General features: G+C 60.5%; 12 protein-coding genes and 2 pseudogenes. 7 read left to right on the top strand and 7 right to left on the bottom strand.

Annotated features, from left to right (window positions below; all coding sequences use genetic code 11):
- Positions 1–513: 513 nt before the first annotated feature.
- The 7 genes and pseudogenes from IPM84_04785 to IPM84_04755 all read left to right on the top strand — a co-directional run bounded on the left by IPM84_04785 (position 514) and on the right by IPM84_04755 (position 7984).
- Complete coding sequence (locus tag IPM84_04785) at positions 514–852, top strand: DUF4143 domain-containing protein (protein MBK9092085.1); 339 nt, start codon at positions 514–516, stop codon at positions 850–852.
- Between the two features lie 192 nt (positions 853–1044).
- Positions 1045–1506: a thioredoxin-dependent thiol peroxidase gene (gene bcp / locus IPM84_04780; GenBank protein MBK9092084.1), complete on the top strand. Its 462-nt coding sequence runs from the start codon at positions 1045–1047 to the stop codon at positions 1504–1506.
- Between the two features lie 11 nt (positions 1507–1517).
- Positions 1518–3407, top strand: coding sequence for a peptidase M14 (locus IPM84_04775; protein ID MBK9092083.1), 1890 nt, complete (start codon positions 1518–1520; stop codon positions 3405–3407).
- 493 nt (positions 3408–3900) lie between these two features.
- Positions 3901–4467, top strand: coding sequence for a CoA pyrophosphatase (locus IPM84_04770; protein MBK9092082.1), 567 nt, complete (start codon positions 3901–3903; stop codon positions 4465–4467).
- Positions 4464–6528: pseudogene (locus IPM84_04765) on the top strand (NAD(+) synthase). Before IPM84_04770 ends, IPM84_04765 begins: the two are co-directional and overlap by 4 nt.
- A 363-nt stretch (positions 6529–6891) precedes the next feature.
- Complete coding sequence (locus IPM84_04760) at positions 6892–7602, top strand: ATP-binding protein (protein ID MBK9092081.1); 711 nt, start codon at positions 6892–6894, stop codon at positions 7600–7602.
- Positions 7589–7984 (top strand): DUF4143 domain-containing protein, encoded by a 396-nt coding sequence (locus IPM84_04755; protein ID MBK9092080.1) that lies wholly within the window; start codon positions 7589–7591, stop codon positions 7982–7984. The genes IPM84_04760 and IPM84_04755 overlap by 14 nt, the downstream gene beginning before the upstream one ends.
- A gap of 65 nt (positions 7985–8049) precedes the next feature.
- Here IPM84_04755 and IPM84_04750 read toward each other — a convergent pair.
- The 7 genes and pseudogenes from IPM84_04750 to IPM84_04720 form a co-directional block, all read right to left on the bottom strand.
- Positions 8050–8148, bottom strand: a pseudogene (locus IPM84_04750) (hypothetical protein).
- A 243-nt stretch (positions 8149–8391) separates the two neighbouring features.
- A complete protein-coding gene (locus IPM84_04745) occupies positions 8392–12351 on the bottom strand; it encodes a hypothetical protein (GenBank protein MBK9092079.1) in 3960 nt (1319 codons plus the stop codon).
- A gap of 146 nt (positions 12352–12497) precedes the next feature.
- Positions 12498–13439: a hypothetical protein gene (locus IPM84_04740; GenBank protein MBK9092078.1), complete on the bottom strand. Its 942-nt coding sequence runs from the start codon at positions 13437–13439 to the stop codon at positions 12498–12500.
- 173 nt (positions 13440–13612) lie between these two features.
- Complete coding sequence (locus IPM84_04735) at positions 13613–14746, bottom strand: hypothetical protein (protein ID MBK9092077.1); 1134 nt, start codon at positions 14744–14746, stop codon at positions 13613–13615.
- 8 nt (positions 14747–14754) lie between these two features.
- The gene (locus tag IPM84_04730; protein MBK9092076.1) at positions 14755–15792 is read right to left on the bottom strand and encodes a hypothetical protein; all 1038 of its coding nucleotides are present in this window, start codon (positions 15790–15792) and stop codon (positions 14755–14757) included.
- A 641-nt stretch (positions 15793–16433) separates the two neighbouring features.
- The gene (locus tag IPM84_04725) at positions 16434–18941 is read right to left on the bottom strand and encodes a hypothetical protein (GenBank protein MBK9092075.1); all 2508 of its coding nucleotides are present in this window, start codon (positions 18939–18941) and stop codon (positions 16434–16436) included.
- Between the two features lie 230 nt (positions 18942–19171).
- A complete protein-coding gene (locus IPM84_04720; GenBank protein ID MBK9092074.1) occupies positions 19172–19912 on the bottom strand; it encodes a hypothetical protein in 741 nt (246 codons plus the stop codon).
- Positions 19913–20092: the final 180 nt, after the last annotated feature.

Genomic DNA, 20092 nt, shown 5'->3' with positions numbered 1-20092 from the left:
CCGCGGCGGGCGAAAACTGCTCGGGAGGGCCGATTGCCAAAACCCGACGAGGGCCGGCAGCGTGGTCGCCGGGCGCAGCGGTGGGGCGCCCCAACCGACCGGGCCCCCCCCCCCGCCCCCCCCTGGGGTGGGCCGCCGCCTTTGTTCTCTTTTTTTCCCTCTTACAACAAAAACGAAAGCGACTGTGAAAAGTTTTTTTTTTTTTTTTTTTTTTTCTTGTTGTTTGGGTTCCACCTTTTTTTTTCTCCCCCCCCCAACCGGGGGGGGGGGGCGCCCCGTTCTAACAGCCCACAACCCCGAAACAGGTTACCTGTTCCAGGCGGCGGAGCCGAATCTGGTTAGAAACATCTGTGTCGGCAACATGCACAACATGATTGATTTGGTCTTTCTGTGCATACCAAAAGTATACGTCAGCATGCACGAACCGACATCCCGACGCAAGGTGCGATTCCTCTGCGCTAAAAAATGTGGTTACGTTTGGGATTTCTTTTCAATAATTCTTCATCTTGACTTATACTTTTATCTGGTGTAAAGTGTAGGTATACTTATATTTTTCTTCTGGCCGCGCAAAGCAACAATCTGCTCAACATCGCCGAGCTTTCGAACACCTGCGATCTGTCACGCCCTACCGTCGAACGCTATCTGTTTCTCCTGGAACAGACCTATGTCATCAAGATCGTGCGGCCCCACAGTCGCAATCTCCGCGCCGAACTCACCAAGACTCCGAAGGTCTTCCTCTGCGACACCGGTTTGATGCAGATGCTTTGGCTGAAGCGGCTGCAGCAAGAGGTGCTTGGCCCGGTTTTCGAAACGAGCGTGTTTAGCGTACCGGGTTGTGGGGCTGTACGGTAAGCCGGCGGGCGAGCGCATGATTTACCCCTGGCAGTTGGGCAGCCCCGACGCCGCTCAGTAGTCCCCAACCTATACCTGTTCGCACTTGCCCTCGTTCGCTGCCTGCGGTACAATCTGCCCCGCGTCGAAGACGATTCTGTTTGCGATGGCTGTCTCCCGCCAACATGTGTCCAGAAAGGCTCGAAAGAATTGATGACAATCCTCAAGATTGGCGACCCCGCTCCCGATTTTGCACTGCCCGGCGACAACGGCGAGACCGTGCGCCTGGCTGACCTGGCCGGCAGGCGCGTGGTGCTCTACTTCTACCCCAAGGATGATACCCCAGGCTGCACCGCGCAGGCGTGCGGCTTTCGTGATGCCTATCTGCAGATCGAGGAGCGGAACGCCATCGTCCTGGGCATCAGCCCGGACGGCGTCAAGTCGCACACCCGGTTCAAGACCAAGTTCGATCTCCCCTTCCGCCTGCTGGCCGATGAAGACCACGCGGTGACAGAGGCCTATGGCGCCTGGGGCGAGAAATCCATGTACGGCAAGAAGGTCATGGGCGTTGTGCGCAGTCACGTCGTGATTGACGAGAACGGCAGGCTGGCCGATATCCAGATCAAGGTCAGCCCGAGCGAAAGTGTGGAAAGGGCGTTACAGGCTCTGAAGTAGGGAGAGGTTCGATGAAGCAACGGTGGTTGGTGTTGTGTCTGATCGTGGTGTTGGCGCTGCCTGCGATGACGCTGGCCGCGCCGCCTGATGTGTCCCCGGCGGGTGCGCTGACGCTCCCGCCCGACCCCCCGGCGCGCTTTCGCAGCCAGGTTGTGGTGCAGTCGGTGGCCGATTTTGCCGACCTGGCGCGGCGACTGCCGCTGTACGATGAAGCCTTCGAGGCCGGGCAGACCGAGTTGAACCTGACGCAGGCTGAGATTGATGGCCTGCGCCAACTGGGCTACACGGTGGTCGTGCTGGGCGAGGCGCCGGCGCAGCCAGACGTGTGGCCGAGCTGCTATTCCAAGCTGGCCGATCTCAACAGTTGGCTGGCCGGCTATGTGGCGGCCAACCCCAACCTGCTCGAAACGCAGACCTACGGCAGCAGTTGGTGTGCGAACCAGGGCGGCTGCACCAACCCCGGCGGCCAGACCATCCCCGGCTACGACCTGCAGGTGACGCGCATCACCAATGAGCTGGGCGCGCCGACCAAAGCGGGTCGCTTTTTCGTAGATGGCGGCCTGCACGCCCGCGAGATTCCTGGTCCGGAACTGATGAAGAGTTTCATCCAGACCCTGGTTAGTAACTACGGCGTTGACCCGGACATCACCTGGCTGTTGGACAACCGTGAGGTCTACGTGGTGCTGGAGAGCAACCCGGACGGCCGGCGCATGGTCGAGCTGGGCACCGAGCCGCCTTACAACGGCAGCCCCTGGTACTGGCGCAAGAACACCAACAACAGCGCGGGCAGCTGCGGATGGCCGCCCAGCAGCTCCAGCCAGTACGGCGTTGACCTGAATCGCAACCACATCTTCAAATGGGACGTGGCCGGCGGCTCCACTGCACCCTGTGACCAGACCTACCGCGGGGTCGCGCCCGGTTCCGAGCCGGAGATCCAGGCCTACGAAAACCTGGTGCGCAGCCTGATCCCTGATCAGCGCGGGCCGGGCGACACCGATCCCGCGCCGCCCACCACCACCGGCCTCATGATCAACATTCACAATTACACCTCACCCGGTTCGATCCTAGTGCCCTGGGGCTGGACGACCGTGCTGCCGCCCAACAACACCGAGTTGATGGCGATCGGCAACAAGTTCAACACGCTGACCGGCAACACCTACGAAGTCAGCCATTCGCTCTACCCGGTCAGCGGCAACACACGTGACTGGGGCTACGGCGAGTTGGGCGTTCCGGCCTACGTCATCGAGCTGTACGGCAATGATTTCTTCACCTCGTGCAGCCTGCTGCCGGGCGTCATCAACACCATGCTGCCGGTGCTCAAGTACGCGGCGCGCATCGCCGATCGCCCCTACATGCGGGTGTTTGGCCCGGACGCCGCCAACCTGACCGTCTCGCCGGCCAACGTCGTCTCCGGCTTCTCCTTCTACCTGAATGCGCAGATCAACGATACGCAAAATGGCAACCAGACGATTGCCGGCGCCGAAGCCTACCTGGTGGCGCAGGGCGCTGTCCCGGTCGGCGATCCAGGCACCGGCGCGGCGATGACGGCCGTAGATGGCAACTTCAACAGCACGACCGAGAACGTCCGGGCGTTGATGAACACCAACGGCCTGGCCGCCGGCAAGTACCTGGCGCTCGCGCGCGGCCGCGACAGCCTGAACAACTGGGGGCCACTCAGCGCGCAGTGGATCAACGTCTGTTCCTGGGCCAACGCCAATTGCAGCGCCAATGGCGTGGATGTGCTCGACATTCAGCTCGCCGCGCAGGCCGTGCTGGACTACTGGAACGAAGGCTCGTACGCAGGGCTGTACGATGTGGACTCCAACGGCGCCGGCGACGGCGATCTGGATGTGATTGATGTCATGATCATCGCCGGCTACTTCGGCGCCACCGGGCCGTAACGCAAGCCGCCGGCTTGCGCCGTCAACGCACAGAAGCATGATCTGTGGCCGACGGCGTTGTCACGCCGGAGGCGTGACCTACGGGTGCTGTGACGCAAGCCGCCGGCTTGCGCCGTCAACGCATAGAGGCATGACCTGTGGCCGACGGCGTTGTCACGCCGGAGGCGTGACCTACGGGTGCTGTGACGCAAGCCGCCGGCTTGCGCCGTCAACGCACAGAAGCATGATCTGTGGCCGACGGCGTTGTCACGCCGGAGGCGTGACCTACGGGTGCTGTGACGCAAGCCGCCGGCTTGCGCCGTCGGCGCACAGAAGCATGATCTGTGGCCGACGGCGTTGTCACGCCGGAGGCGTGACCTACGGGAAATGGACATGGCACGTGAATAACAGTCAGCCAGACCGAGATCAGATCAGTGACATCCGGCAGGCGCTGCGGCGACCGCTGCCGGGGCTGGCAGGTCAGATGCAGATGATGCCGCAGCCGCGGCCCGGCATGGAGCGCGGCTTCGACCCCGGGCACTGCCCGCGCGAGGGCGGCGTGTTGCTCCTGCTCTATCCCAAAGCGGGCGAACTGACGCTGGTGCTCACCAGGCGCGCCGACACACTGCACCATCATCGCGGGCAGGTCTCCTTTCCCGGCGGCGCGTGGGAGCCAAGCGACGCCGATTTCGTGCAGACCGCGCTGCGCGAGGCGCAGGAAGAGCTGGGCATCCAACCGGAAACCCTGACCATCCTGGGCACGCTGACGCCGCTCTACATCCCGCCCAGCGACTACCGCATCTACCCGGCGGTGGCGTACACGCCGCAGCGGCCCGATTTCCGTCCTGACCCGTGCGAAGTGGCGCTTGTGCTCGAAATGCCGCTGGCTGAATTGACCAGCGGCCGCAACATCCACACTGAAACGTGGGAACTGCGCGGCTACCCGGTCGAAGTTCCCTTCTTCGAGGTGGACGGCCACAAGGTGTGGGGCGCCACCGCCATGGTCCTGGGCGAATTCCGCGCCTTGATGTGCAGCGCCGCCATCCCCTCCCCCCAGCCTTTGGCCGAGCAAACGCCATGACCCAACCATTTCATTCCCTTTACACCCACGGTTTCGCCCGCGTCGCGGTCTGCCTGCCGTTCGTCAAGGTGGCCGACCCGCAGCACAACCTGGAGCGCACCCTGGAACTGGCGCAGCAGGCGTCGGACGCACACGCCAGCCTGGCGCTGTTCCCTGAACTGAACCTGACCGCCTACACCAACGATGACCAGTTCCAGCAGGACGCGCTGCTGGAAGCCGCGCTGGACGCCGTGCAGCGCCTGGCGACGGCCAGTTTTTCCCTCGCGCCCGTGCTGCTGGTCGGCGCGCCGCTGCGCTTCGAAGACAAGCTCTTCAACTGCGCGGTGGTGATCTACCGCGGGCGCGTGCTGGGGATCGTGCCCAAGAGCTACCTGCCCAACTATCGTGAGTTCTACGAAAAGCGCCAGTTTGCGCCGGCCCGCGCCGCGCTGGCGCGGGAGGTCTCCTTCCTGGGGCAGACCGTGCCGTTTGGCCCGGACCTGATCTTCGAGGCGACCACCCTGCCGGGCCTGCGTCTGCACGTGGAGATTTGCGAAGACCTGTGGGTGCCCATCCCGCCGAGCACCTGGGCGGCCCTGGCCGGCGCCACCATCCTGGCCAACCTGTCAGCCAGCAACATCACCGTGGGCAAGGCCGACTACCGCCGCAGCCTGGTGGCCACGCAGGCGGCCAAGTGCATCGCCGCATACCTCTACTCCGGCGCCGGGCCGGGCGAATCTACCACCGACCTGGCCTGGGACGGCCACGCGCTGATTGCCGAAAATGGCGAGGTGCTGTCCGAGTCTGAACGCTTTGCCGGCCGCCAGCAGGTCATCCTGGCCGACATTGACCTGGAACGGTTGCGGCAGGATCGTATGCGCACGACCAGCTTCACCGACGCGGTGAGCGATGAGCGGGAGCGCCTGCGCCAGTTGCGCCGCATCCCGTTCAATTTCGAGGTTCCGGCCGGCGAGATCGCCTTGCAGCGCCAGGTGGAGCGCTTCCCCTACGTGCCGCGTGACCCCCGCGTGCGTGATGAGCGCTGCTTCGAGGCGTACAACATCCAGGTGCATGGCCTGATGAAGCGGCTGAACGCCACCGGCATCCAGCGGATCGTGATCGGCATCTCCGGCGGGCTGGATTCCACGCAGGCGCTGATCGTCGCCGCGCACGATGGACCGCCTGGGGCTGCCGCGACAAAACATCCTGGCCTACACCATGCCCGGTTTTGCCACCAGCACCCGCACGCGCACCAACGCCTGGGCGCTGATGAACGCGCTGGGCGTCAGCGGCCATGAGATTGACATCCGCCCGTCCTGCCTGCAGATGCTGGCTGACATCGGCCACCCCTTTGCCCACGGCGAGCCGCTCTACGACGTCACCTTCGAGAATGTGCAGGCCGGCGAACGCACCTCGCATCTGTTTCGCCTGGCGAACTTCAACAACGCCCGCGTGCTCGGCACCGGCGACCTGAGCGAACTGGCGCTGGGCTGGGCCACCTACGGCGTCGGCGATCACATGTCGCACTACAACGTCAACGCCTCCGTGCCCAAGACCCTCATCCAGTACCTGATTCGGTGGGTCGTCAGCAGTCAGCAGTTCGACCCGGCCACGCACGAGACGCTGCTCTCCATCCTCGATACCGAAATTTCGCCGGAGTTGGTGCCTGCCAGCGGCGGATCTTCCGATAAACCGGCGCAGAGCACGCAGGCCACCATTGGGCCATACGAATTGCAGGACTTCAACCTCTACTACATCACGCGCTTTGGCTTCCGGCCGAGCAAAGTGGCCTTTCTGGCCCTGCACGCGTGGGGCGACAAGGCGGCCGGCGATTGGTCCGACCTGCTGCCGCCCGAGAAACGTCACGCGTACGACCTGGCCACCATCAAGCGCTGGCTCGGCGTCTTCCTCTTCCGCTTCTTCAAGATCAGCCAGTTCAAACGCTCGGCCGTACCCAACGGTCCCAAAGTCGGCTCCGGCGGCTCCCTCTCCCCACGCGGCGATTGGCGCGCGCCCAGTGACTCCGAGGCCGTGGTGTGGCTGGAAGAGCTACAGGCCAACGTGCCGGCGGGCGTGGGCTAATCGTCACCGCAGATGCTGATGGCCGCGCGTTGGCCGAGGGCCACTTGCAGCACCAACGGGATCAGGTGCGACTGCGGGTGACGCACCAGCGGCGTTGCCGGCCCGCGGGCGTTCTACCTGCAATCATCGGTAACTGCTCAGGCGGCCCCCCTGCCCCCCAATCCTGGGGGGAAAAGCATTCGGCTCCCCCACGATTGGGGGGTAGGGGGGCACTCCGGGCGCTATCGAGACCATTCTCACTGCCTGGCTGAGCAGTTACCAAATTTGCGCAGATTCGTTGCGTAATTTATAATAATACTGGGATTAGAATCCCTGGATTTCTGATATTTTCAAGATCAGCATGTTACAGTTCGCGGAGCCGACATGATCCCACGTTTACTTGAACCTTTGATTACCAGCTACCTCTTCCGCGGGCGCACTGTGGTGCTCTATGGTGCGCGCCGCGTCGGCAAAACGACGTTGGTCAACAAAATTCTGGCAACCCACACCGATAAACGCACGCGTTACTTGAACTGCGATCTGCTTTCAGTACAGCGTGCCCTGGGTGTGGAAGAGGCAGTGACGCTCAAGACCTTCTTGGGCGATCAAGATCTGGTTGTGCTCGATGAGTCGCAACAGGTTGCGAACATCGGCCGCATTCTCAAAATCCTGGTGGATGAATTTCCAGCCATGCAAGTGATCGCAACCGGTTCATCCTCGCTTTCTCTGGTCAATCAGGCATCTGAACCGCTCACCGGGCGCATGGTTCGTTTTGAGCTTTACCCCCTGGCGTTACAGGAACTGGCTGGCGATCAAGGCTATAGCGCAGTTGATGCGCGCCTTGATTTCTTGTTGCGCTTTGGCGCTTATCCTTCCATCATCAACCTCTCTGAACACGAGGCGAGAGTCCAACTGGATGAACTCGTCTCCAATTACCTCTACCGTGATGCGCTGGCCTACGCGGGAATGCGTAATTCAACCGTGCTCATCAAATTGCTCGAATTGTTAGCCCGTCAGATCGGCCAGGAAGTCTCCTATCCCGAATTGGGACAGATCTTGGGCATTGATCGCCGCACATCGCCTGGGCGCGTTTAGTCGTAATCTGCGCAAAGAGGTGGCGAAATCAGTCAAGATTTACTTCTATGATCTGGGGGTGCGCAACAGCCTGATCCAGAATTTCTCCCCGCTATCCGTGCGCAACGACACGGGCGCCTTGTGGGAGAATTTCTGCATCGTGGAACGACTGAAACTCCTTCACTACCGCCAACAATTCGCCAATCGCTATTTTTGGCGCACCTATGACCAGAAGGAAATTGACTACCTGGAAGATGCGGACGGTCAGTTGCGCGGCTACGAATTCAAGTGGAACCCGGCGGCGAAAGTGAAGGAACCGACCGACTTTCTCCAGGCTTACCCGGGCAGCACAGTGGAGCGCATAGATCGTAGTAATTATTGGCGGTTCTTGTTGGAACCTTGATTGAATGCTGTTGTCTGTGGGAAATAAGGCAGCCCTACCCGTGATTCGGGCAGGGCTGCTTGTTACTGGATCAACCGCAGCACCGCCGGGTGATAGGGGCTGGCCAGCGCAGCCACGCGTTCATTGGTGCGATCCACCGCCAGCGTGTACTGGGCCAGATCCGACCATCACCCAGGCCGATTTCGACGCCGCGCTGGCCGCCGCCCGGATTGCGCTGGATGCTGACACCCTCGAATCCGCCTGGACAGCAGGCCGGTCGCTCAGTCCGCAGGCGGCGGTGACGTGGGGGCTGCAGGCGATTCGTGCCCCCGAGCAGCAGATGTCTGTCTAGCCCGATCGCCAAGGTGACGCGTGTTGCTCGACCAGTAACGCCCGCGGTGTGGCAGCCATGGGAATCTCATTGTGACTTATCTCGTTACCCTTATCATCGGCAAGTACCCTCTCCTCGACACGGACTGAACCGTGGCTTCATATGCGCCAATGTCACAGTGCGCGCCCTGGGGACGGGTGACGCCGCGCTGGTCGAGACCGTTGACCGGCACCGCCGCGCACGCGGCGTCATTGGCTACGTCAATCGCCGCGCTGCCGGCGCCCAATGCCATTGTATAGGTAGGGCCGCCGTTGTCCTGCAAAGGACCGAGCCTGGGCTCCCCGTTGATGCCGGGGCAAGTGGTGTCGCCGAAACTCAGGTTGCCGCCGCCATCGGAGATTGGCAATTGGGCGTCGCAGTTATGTCCCGACGAGCTGTTGGCGATAATGGTGTTCTTTAGCGTCATATACGGGCCGGCGTTATAGATGCCGCCGCCGCTGGTGGCGCTGTTGCCGGAGAACGTGCTGTTGCTCACGGTCGCTCCCCCCATATCGTGATAGATGCCGCCGCCGAAGCCGCCATAATCGTTAGCGGTGTTGCCAGAGAAGGTGCTGTTGCTCAGATCAAGTCCACCGAAGTTAAAGATGCCGCCGCCGCGGCCCCGGGTAGCGCTGTTGGCAGAGAAAGTGCACCTGCGCATATCCAACGTTCCGCCGTTTAGAATGGCACCACCCAACCCGCCATCTGCGGAGTTGTTGAACAGGCTCGAGGCGGTGACAAAGGCCGTGCCTTCTACGTTGTTGAGGATGCCTCCGCCACGCACTGCCGTGTTGTGGGAAAGACTGCTCCCATCCACCGTCAGTGTACCATCACTGTATATTCCGCCGCCCCAGGTAGCGCTATTGTCGGAGAAGGTGCTGTTGCGTACTTCCAGATAGTTGTCATTGTAGACGCCGCCGCCATTCCTGCCTGCGCTGTTCTCGGAAACGTTGCTCGCCAAGACCTGCAGTTCGCCGCTGTTCTTGATGCCACCGCCCACGTCCTGCGCCGAGTTGAGCTGCATGTCTGAGGTCTGGATGAAAGCATTGCCGCCATCATTGACCAACCCACCGCCGTACCCACTGGAGCGATTGCCACCAAAGAGAGTCTCTTCCACCGTGATCGTGCCCAAGTAGTTATTGACCGCTCCGCCGCGGAATCCTGCGATGTTTTCGACGAACCAGGATCGATGGATGCTCAACTGGACGGTGCTGTCGATGGCGCCGCCATTGATGCCAGCTTCGTTGTCAAAGAACATCGTATCGCTGACATCCGCAGTACCATAATTGAGAATGGCGCCGCCATGAAACTCCGCCGAGTTGCTTTCGAGGTCGATGCCGGCTACGGCCAGATTGCCCAGGTTGTAGATTGCGCCGCCCGAGGCACCGGCGGCACGGCCGTTGACGAGATTCAAGTGGCGCAGGGTCAGGCTGCTGCCAGCCGGAACGTAGAAAAGGCGCACGGCGTGGTTGCCGCTGATCACGATGTTCTGCCCGCTGCCGTCAATGGTCGTGTCAGCCACAATCGTAATCTCATTTGTCAAGGTGATCATGCCGCTACACGAGAAGGTCACCGTACCGCCGCCGGCAAGCGCGGCCAACAAGTGCGCTTCATCGCAGATACTTACGATGTTACCCAGGTTACCCAGCGCTTCATATGCGCCGATGTCGCAGTGGGCGCCCTGGGGACGGGTGATGCCACGCTGGTCGCGGCCATTGACTGGTGCGGCCGCGCAGGTTGCGTCATTGGCTGCGTCAATCGCCGCGCTGCCAACGCCCAGCGCCATCGTCTCGGTGGGACCGCCGTTGTTCTGCAAGGGACCCAGCTTAGGATCGCCGTTGATGCCGGGGCAGGTGGTATCGCCGAAGCTCAGGTTGTGGTCGTCATGAATGATGACGTAGCCATAGACGGCGCAGTTGCCTCCTGCCGGGCTGCTAGCGACGATTGTACTCTCAAGGTGTGTGTAGTTTTGCACGTTAGTGTTGTTAGTGTAGATGCCTCCGCCCTCACCGCTTGCGCTATTGTCGGAAAGAGTGGAAAATGACAAAGACAGAGTGGACTCCAAAGTGTAGATGCCGCCGCCGTACAAGGCGGCCCTATTGCCGGCCAAGGTGCTGTTGAACACGATCGCCCCTCCCCAACTGTGACCGTCGTTGGCGATGCCGCCGCCTTGCTGGGCGCGATTGCCTGAGAAAGTGCTCCTTTCTATCCACGCAAACCCGTCGTGCTGGATATTTGCGAGGCCACCGCCCAGAGTGCCGGCGTTGTTGGCCAAAAAGGTGCTGTCCCGAAGATCGAGGAAATCACTGTTGTAAATGCCACCGCCCGCGCCCTGCGCCGAATTTTGCACTATGAGCGAGCTCTGGATTTCGGCGCGGCCGCCGTCGTTGACCAGCCCCCCGCCATAGCCCCCGGAGCTATTGCTGTCGAAGACGCTCTCCTCGACCGTCAGTGTGCCCAGGTAGTTGTTGATCGCTCCTCCGCGGACACCGGCCGTGTTTTCGGTAAACGTGGACCGATGGACGCTGAGCTGGACGGTGCTGTCGATGGCGCCGCCGTTGACGCCGGCCTGGTTGCTGAAGAAATGGCTATCGCTGACATCAAGTGTACCGTAGTTGACGATGGCGCCGCCGTGGGAGCCGGCCGCGTTGCTGGAAAAGCCGGTATCGCTGACATCCAGCGTGCCGTAGTTGAGGATGGCACCGCCGTTGGAGGCAGCCGCGTTGTCGACGAAGGAGCTGCTGACCACAACCAGGCTGCCCAGGTTATAGATCGCGCCGCCCGAGTCGTTGACGGCCTGGCCCCCAGCTAAGGTCAGGCGGTCCAAGGTCAGGTTGCTGTCAGCCGGGATGAAGAACATGCGCACCGCGCGGCTGCCGCTGATGGTGACATTCTGGCCGCTGCCATCCACGATCGTGGCCGCCGCCGCAGTCGTAATCGCGGATGACAGCGGGATCGTACCGCTGCAGCTAAAGGTCACCGTATAGCCGCCGGATGATAGCGCTGCCCGCAAGTGCGTTTCATCACAGATGCTGACGACAACGCGAGCGAATTCATATGCGCCAATGTCGCAGTGTGCACCTGAAGGACGAATGTAGCCGCGCTGGTCGAGGTTGTTGATCGGGGATGCGGCGCAGGCGGCGTCATTGGCCGTATCAATCGCCGCGCTGCCTGACTCGAGTGCCATCGTTAGGCTAGGACCGCCGTTATTCTGCAAGGGACCGAGTTTGGGATCGCCGTTGATGCCGGGGCAGGTGGCATCGCCGAAACTCAGGTTCCCGCCGCCGTCTATGATGGACCCGGAGCAGTTACCCCCTGTCAGACTGTTGGCGACGATGGTGTTTTGTAGCGCAATTGTTCCGCCATCGCTTTTGATGCCGCCCCCTGTGTTCCAGCCAGAATTGCCGTAAAACGTGCCGTTGCCCACTGTCACCATGCCGCTGGAGGTGTAGATGCCGCCGCCGTCCCATTCGGCGATATTGCTGGAGAAGGTGCTGTTGCTCACTGTCAGCGTACCTCCGGAGTTGTAGATGCCGCCGCCTCGCTGGCTGCCATTGCCGGAGAAGGTGCTGTTGCTCACGATCACCGTGCCACCGGAGTTGGAGATGCCGCCCCCGTTTTTGGCGTTATTGCTGGAGAAGGTGCTGTTGCTCACGATCACCGTGCCACCGAAGTTGGAGATGCCGCCGCCGGAGTCATAACGGGCCCCGTTGACGATCGTCAGCATATTCATATTAAACATAACCCCTGCGTTTACCTTGAACACTCCCACCACCCGATTGCCATCCAGGATGACATTCTGCCCGCTGCCGTCCAGGGTCGTGGCAGCCGCAATCGTTATGGTGGATGAAAGAGTGATCGTGCCGCTGCAGCCAAAGGTCACCGTGCCGCCGCCGGCGAGCGCTGCCTGCAGGTGCGCTTCGTCGCAGATGCTCACAACGCCACCGGCGTGCGCGGGCGATGCTGGCACAACAAATGCCAGCAAAACGAGGATGGTAACGAGATACTTAGGTTGCATAGTTGCTCCTTGGAGTAAACGAAAGCACGCAGAGATCGGGCGAGTTCAGGCGTCGCTGGCAGTGGCACTCAGGATAGAGGCCGAAGGCGTTCACTCGCTGACCGGCACAAGGATTGATATCAGCAAACAGAATGCTCTCCTCATAACTAGTTCGGCACAGTCACCATCACGCCCTCCGGCGCCAGGATGAAGGTTCGCCCATCGGCAAAGACGACGCCGGCCGGACTAAGCGAAAAACTTCTGATACCTGGCGGCACCTGAACCAACACGTCTGTACTCAACCAGCTGCGGATTCCTAAATCGCCGAGGTTGACCGGCAGATTCAGATCGACAAAGGTGACGCCATTTGATCCAGTAAGCTCGCCAAGATGCAGTGCGTCGATACGCAGACTCCCTCGATTCTTGAACTGAAGCGAAACGCGCAGAATGCGCTGGCTGGGGTTGTCCCAAGTTGCTTGACTCACTTTGCGTTCTACCGTTGCCTGCCCAGGATCCTGCAAGACTAAATGATAATGGTTGGCTTCGTTCAAGAGCCGCCATCGGCCCTGATCTCTGACCACAGATTCGAATACGAGATTGGGGGGATCGGCCACCAACCCAATATCCACTTGGTTTCCCCAACGGTGTCCACCGTGCGGAGTTCTCCAGAGAGCGGCAGGGGTTGCTCCAATGTCAAACAGGCCACCCCACGGAAGCGACATGTCGTTTACCCTAAGCGGTTGCGTTGTCTGATCGTAGTAGTTTACTGCCAGGGCAACTAGCGCATCAATCATGTTCTCCGTGCCGTAGTGGTTGTCGGCATGCTGAACGGTTGCCCCAATCGGCGTGATGGCTGGATGACCCGGTAGAAGTTGGAAATCGAGACCGCCATCCTGGTGCTTGATGAGCAAGCTGAAATCGACCGAGAGCCCTGGCTGATCCAACGAACTGACCCGCACTGTCTCCAATCCGCCAAACTCCGGCGCAATAAAGTAGAGCAGAACGCGACCATCCGCGCCAGTGCGGACCACCGGAATTTGAAGATCGACCAATGTCCCTGAATCACTGTTATCGGGTGGAAAGGCGGCCGATGGTGGACTGGTCAGCACCCAGCCGTGTGGTCGAGCGGGGGGATTGTTGCCATGAGTGTGCGCGCCGCTTGTGGGATCTGCCGTGACCGCGACTTGGAGGCGATGCCCTGCTAGCCCTGACCCATTGTGATCAACGACGCACCTGAAGGGGCGCAACACTAACCGACCGGTTTAGGACATACGGAGCGCGGCTAAAGACGGTTGGCGCGATGGTGTGAGCATCGGCGCTGAGTAATACGCGCGGTACTGAATCGCTGTTGAATAGCATTTGCGGGATCGTAACGTAGTCGAGGAGGCCCAGCATTCAGTCCATCCACATGCGAGAATTCGCCAGACCGTGTACTGTAGGTCATCAGCGTGTAAGTCGCTCCGCTCGGTAGGACAATGCCACCAAGAGGAGTGAGCTGCAGAATGCCATCGAGGGTCACCTGCCCGCTAACGGCGACCTGGTCGGAGAGACCAGGGTGAACACTGGCTATGGGGTTCGTCTCTGCCACTGGTAAGAAGACGCGAAACGCCAAGTTAGCAGGTTGAGGCACCGCTGTTTGCATCAGGTTGGCGGCAGTTGCGTTCGCTTGAGCCGTGGCACTGGCAATGTTGCCCAGTTCTAGCTCAAGGATGCCGTCGGCGCGTTGAACAAGATCACCGGTGATCGTAAGCACACCCAGTGGCGCGCCTGGTGCAATTCGCCCTTTGTTGATCACTGTCCCGATGATCGTACCAACACCGGTCAGCGAACCGCCCCGAAGATCGATGTTGGTTGTCGTCGAAATAGCCCCCCCTACCAAGTTGGTTGTGCCGCCAAGCTGTAAATAACCTGCGTCACTGTCGAAGACAAGGGCACCTTGTGTTAGCTCGACTGTCCCGCGGTTTTGGAAGACGAGGTCATCGCTGAAGTGGTTAGCGCCTTCGGCGTTGCGCCTAAATGCACCGACGTTGCGAAACAGATTTCCAGTCCCGTCCCCGACCATCGATGCGTTGCTTTCTGCGACGAGCGTTCCTCGGTTGGTGAACTGCGCACCATGCACACCACTCTCGAGGCGGATCGCGCCTGTTCCTGCCCATCTACCCGTGCCAAGGAGATCGAGACGGCCCGTCCCTGCGCCCGTACTGATGACCTTAGCATCCGGACCATCGATGCGCAAGGTGGTCTGTGGGCCGACGACAACCGCGCCTGCGATTTCTCCGCCGGTCCAGAGGAACGTGCCAGTGCCAGTGATGACGCCTGCTCCGATGATCTCCCCGCCACGCAGTGTGGCCGCATCTGTCGGCGCCGCAGCCAACTCCAGGGTGCCACCGGCATCAATTGCCAGCGTGCCCCACAAATCGACGCTCAGCCAATCACACGCAGCCGCCCTGCGCCGCGCAGTACACTCCCTTGATCTAGAATGTGAGCGCTGTCGTCAAGGTCGATTGCCCCTGAACGGATGTCAAGCACACCTGAATTCACAAGCCCTACCCCTTGGAAGGTCGAACTGCCGGTCCCAGCAGATTTGATCAACGTACCAGCGTTTTTGAAGGTGGCTACGGGCGGTAGGCAGCAGCGATTGGCCTGCAGGACCGAGTCGCTCTGAATAGTAAACGTTCCGGCGTTAACCAAAAGCGGCTCGAAATCGAACTTCAATCGCCCGTTCTCCCAAAACACATTCCCTTCATTGGTCAGCACACCACCGTCGTAACCAGCATCGAGTGTTTTGTCGGCGTCCCCTCGAATGATCATCGTCGTTTCCTGCGCAATGGTCAAGTCCGCGCGCAAGGTCCCGCCTGTCCAGAGCAGCGTCCCTGGGCCATTGATTGTGGCGGTCCCTGCAAGAATTCCGTGTCTCGAAGGGATGCTCGCAAGTTCTAGCGTGCCGCCAGCCGCGATCGTTACGATGCCATCAAGGACGGCCGATGGGCCGGTCAAGCGAGTGCGACCTGAGCCGGTAAAGACGCTACCGTCATGAAAGAGATGGTTGGCATATTCCAGCTCAAGTGTGGTTCCAACTGCTTCCACCGTCCCACTGTTGATCAGCGCCGCGCCTCGAAAGGTCACCTGGCCGGGTGGAAACGGGAATGGTGTGATGACTCGCAGCAAGCCTTCGTTGACGAACACGTTGTTGACTGTGCAGCAAGTGCCACCGACCAAGATCGTACCCGCCTCGGCTACGAAGGTACCTGCGTTAACAATCGATGCTTCGGTCTGCAGGGTCAGCAGGCCGGTACCACGCCAGGTTGCATCGCCGTGATTAGAGATCATCCCCATGCCACCGCTAGCCTTGGCGAGCGTCTTTGGATCCGTTCCTTGGATTGTCATGGCGGCCCCAGCGCGTACATTGATCGTGTTGTAAAGCCTCCCGCCAGACCACGTGAAGTCCTCTTTGATATCCACCACGCCACCGCGCAAGGTACTGCCCTCTGCCACGGAGAGTGAAGCAAGCGTAACGCTTGTATTCAGAGTAACGTCCGCTGGCCCGCCACCAAGCCGAACAATTGTGGCCGAGTCGTCCTCACCCTCTGCGCCTGGGTACCCATTGCTAGGATTCCAGTTGCTGGGATCAGTCCACGTGCTGCCATCTCCTGCTCCTGTCCATGTGAATGATCCGGCGTGCGCAATGGTTGGCGGCCGTAGTAGGGCATAGAACACCAGCCATAGACAAACGACCGTGAGGATTCGCAGAATGTGTTGGATCGGCGCTCGATGATGGGTTAGTTCACGCATGGTTTCACACTTCCTTGTTCAACGATGACTCAACAACAAGAATCGAGCAAACGGCCAAGCTGACACATAGTCGGTTGAGTGTAGAAGTACGCATATGTCCTCGCTGGGTGGCTAGTTTCAGGTGGGCTCTCCAAGCAGACGTCATTTCCAGGCACAGCACCGACTCCATCGCTCAGGCGGTGAGTGTGTGCCAACCTGCTTGCAGATAGTAAACAGCGGGAACACCCACTGTACAAGCCTCTGACCGATACAGAAGCGATACAATTGTGAAGACATAGGCGGCGCCGTGCCCGCGGCGAGCCTTCTGGGGCTTATTGCGCCCGGCTGATGATCGGCAAGAACACCCTCCCTGGCACGCGCGGGTCCGTGACCTCAAACGCGCCGATGTCGCAGTGGGCGCCCTGAGGACGGGCGACGCCGCGTTGGTCGAGTCCGCTGATTGGCGCGGCTGCGCAGGTGGCGTCATTAGCTGCGTCAATCGCAGCGCTGCCGGCGCCCAATGCCATCGTATAGGTAGGACCGCCGTTGTCCTGCAAAGGACCGAGCTGGGGGTCGCCATTGATGCCGGGGCAAGTGGAGTCGCCGAAACTCAAGTTGCCGCCGCCATCGGTGATGGAGTTCACGCTGTCGCAGTTGTCTCCTCTGGGGCTGTTGGCGACGATGGTGTTCTTGAGCGTCAACGTACCATTATTGGAAATGCCACCGCCGCAATTGAAATAAGCCCCATTGCCAGAGAACGTGCTGTTGATCACGCCCATCGTGCCGCCATCGTTGAGGATGCCGCCGCCAAATCCGGAAAATTCCATGACGCTATTGCCGGAGAATGTGCTGTTGCTCACGGTCACCGTTCCGCCTTCGTTAAGGATTCCGCCGCCTCCCCGGCTGCGATTGTCCGAAAGAGTGCTGTCGAAGACGTAGAGGATGCCGCTGTTTTTGATGCCACCACCACGGTCCGACGCCGAGTTGAGTGCTATGCGTGATCCCCGGATGAGAGCGTTTCCGCCGTCGTTGACCAACCCGCCGCCGTAGCCGCTGGAGCGATTGCCACCAAAAAGACTCTCTTCCACCGTGATCGTGCCCAAGTAGTTATTGACCGCTCCGCCGCGGAATCCTGCGGTGTTTTCGATGAACCGGGACCGATGGACGCTCAACTGGGCAGTGCTGTCGATGGCGCCGCCATTGACGCCAGCTTCGTTTCTAAAGAACATCGTGTCGCTGACATCTGCGGTGCCATAGTTGAGAATGGCGCCCCCGTATAACTCCGCCGAGTTGCTTTCGAAATTGCCCCCAGCCACAACCAGGCTGCCCAGGTTGTAGATCGCGCCGCCCGAATCGCTGTCCGCCTGACCGTTGACCAGGTTAAGGTTGCGCAAGGTCAGGCTGCTGCCAGCCGGGATGTAAAACAGCCGTACGGCGTGGTTGCCGCTGATGGTGACATTCTGGCCGCTGCCATCGATGATTGTGGCCGCCACCGGAGCCGTAATCATGGATGAGAGCGTGATCGTCCCGCTGCAAGTGAAGGTCACGGTGCCACCGCCGGCAAGCGCGGCCAACAAGTGCGCTTCATCGCAGATACTTACGATGTTACCCAGGTTACCCAGCGCTTCATATGCGCCAATGTCACAGTGTGCACCCTGGGGGCGAGTGACGCCGCGCTGGTCCAGGTTGTTGACCGGCGCGGCCGCACAGGTAGCGTCATTGGCTGCGTCGCGTGCGGCGCTGCCTGCGCCCAGCGCCATTGTCTCGGTAGGGCCGCCATTGTTCTGCAAAGGACCCAGCTTGGGATCGCCACTGATGCCGGGACAAGTGTTGTCGCCGAAACTCAGGTTCCCGCCGCCATCGACGATAGGACGGCTGACGTAGGCGTAACAGTTGCTTCCCGATGGGCTATTGGCGACGACAGTGTTCCTAAGAGTCAGGGAGCTATCGACGTTGTTGAAGATGCCGCCGCCGCCATCGGCACTGTTGCCGGAAAGAGTGCTGTTGGTCAAGACCGCCGTTTCAAAGTTAAAAATGGCACCGCCATACCCGGCGGCGCTATTACCGGAGAAAGTGCTGTTACTCACGGTTAACTCGTAGGCATTGAGGATACCGCCGCCGCCATCGGCACTGTTTGCGGAAAAGGTGCTGTTGCTCACGATAGCTTCGCCAGTATTATAGATGCCGCCACCAAAGATGCTGGCGCTGTTGCCAGAGAAGGTGCTGTTGCTCACGGCCAATGTGGAGGTGCTTACGATTCCGCCACCACTGCCGAGAGCGCTATTGCCGGAAAAGATACTGTTGCTCACCATCACCGTGCCGCCGAAGTTAGCGATGCCACCTCCATCATTATCAGCGCTATTGCCTGAGAAGGTGCTGTTACTTACGGTTACCGTCCCGTGGCGATAGGGATGGTAGTTGCTGATGCCGCCGCCACTCCATGCGGCAGTATTGCTGGACAAGGTGCTGTTGCTTATAGTTACCAAGCCGCCGTCGTTTTGGATGCCGCCACCATCGCCGACTGATCTCCCATTGGCGATAGTCAGCATGTTCAGGTTTAGGGCAATCTCCGGGTTCACGGTGAATACCCTCACTGCGTGGTTACCGCTAATAATGACATTCTGCCCACTGCCGTCGACGGTGGTGTCGGTCGCAACTGTAATCGTGGATGACAGCGTGATCGTCCCGCTGCAGCTGAAGGTGACCGTGCCGCCGCCAGCCATTGCCGCCAGCAGGTGCGGTTCGTCGCAGGTGGTCACGACGCTGCCAGCGTGCGCGGGAGAGGCCGGTATGGAAAGCGCCAGCAGGACAAGGATGATTATGATGTGTTTGGGACACATATCTCGTTCTCCTCTGATCGAACCAACGTCAAAACGAAAGCGCCCCCGTGGGACTCCTCTACGTTTGCTCAAAGACGCTATACTCATCTATGCTCCGTAATCCTAGACCATCACTGAATAGAAATGGCCTGTTACCGTACAAAATAAGGTGTCAGTCCTGCTCTAGCAGGCGCGCCTGAGTAGATCCGTTCACCACTGACGATCCTTCGCCACTAGACGAAACCACCAATTCACTGAAGAATGATCACCGTCGGCGCAATCGTGCCATTGTTGGTAAACTGCGCATCGCGGATATCCAGGGTCCCGGTACCCTGGATGACACCGGTGGCAGCGTTGGTGTAAGGCCCGTTGATGTCCAGCGTCCTACCGCCCGCGATGTCCATCACGCTGCTGTTGTTGCCGCCGCCGCCGTTGATCTGGAAGGTGCCGGCCCGGAGATTGAGCGTGCCGGTGTTGTTGAAGATCATGTCGATACGCGACGTGCCTGCACCTGCCGACTTCGTGACGGTGCCGGCGTTGTTGAACGTAGGTCGCTGGCCGCCGTTGTAGACAAGCGCCTGGTCATTCTGAATGTCGAAGGTGACGCCCGGCAGCACGTTGATCACGGCGCCGGTGCTTGTCCCGATGGGGTTGGCGCCCGACCACGTCGCGCCAGACGCAATGTCCAGGGTGCGCCTGTCCAGGTACTTGACCTGGCCGTCGAGGGTCAGCGGGCCATTGGCCACCGTCCGCCCGCTGCCGCTCATGGTTCCACCGCTCCAACTCAACGCTCCGTTCACCGTCACCGTGGCCGCTCCGCCCAACGTGCCATTGCTTTGGGTGAACGTTGGCAAGCTGACACCGTTGGGGGTGTTGAAGATCAGGTTGCCACTGCTGAGGGTGACGGGACCCGTGGCGGTGTACGCACCGGCGAAGGTCGCCGTGCCGCCGTTGACCGTGACGGAACCTGCGCCGGAGAATGCGCCGTTCACCGTGACTGTGCCGCTGGAGAAACGAACTGCGCCGGCATTGGCGACGGTGGCGGTCGCCGCGAAGGTATACGTGTCTACGCTGGAAGTTCAGCGTTGCCCCCGCCTGCACCTGGAAAGGACCGGAACTGCTGCCGCCGCTGTTGATCTGGAAGGTGCCGGCCCGGAGGTTGAGCGTGCCGG

Origin of the sequence: Candidatus Amarolinea dominans, from assembly GCA_016719785.1 — a bacterium.
Classification (GTDB): domain Bacteria; phylum Chloroflexota; class Anaerolineae; order SSC4; family Amarolineaceae; genus Amarolinea; species Amarolinea dominans.
This window is presented reverse-complemented; position numbering and strand designations above follow the sequence as displayed.

Coding starts and splice junctions, on each gene's coding strand:
- IPM84_04760 (MBK9092081.1), top strand. CDS start 6,892: ATGATCCCACGTTTACTTGAACCTTTGATTACCAGCTACCTCTTCCGC.
- IPM84_04725 (MBK9092075.1), bottom strand. CDS start 18,941: ATGTGTCCCAAACACATCATAATCATCCTTGTCCTGCTGGCGCTTTCC.
- IPM84_04775 (MBK9092083.1), top strand. CDS start 1,518: ATGAAGCAACGGTGGTTGGTGTTGTGTCTGATCGTGGTGTTGGCGCTG.
- IPM84_04745 (MBK9092079.1), bottom strand. CDS start 12,351: ATGCAACCTAAGTATCTCGTTACCATCCTCGTTTTGCTGGCATTTGTT.
- IPM84_04770 (MBK9092082.1), top strand. CDS start 3,901: ATGGAGCGCGGCTTCGACCCCGGGCACTGCCCGCGCGAGGGCGGCGTG.
- bcp (MBK9092084.1), top strand. CDS start 1,045: ATGACAATCCTCAAGATTGGCGACCCCGCTCCCGATTTTGCACTGCCC.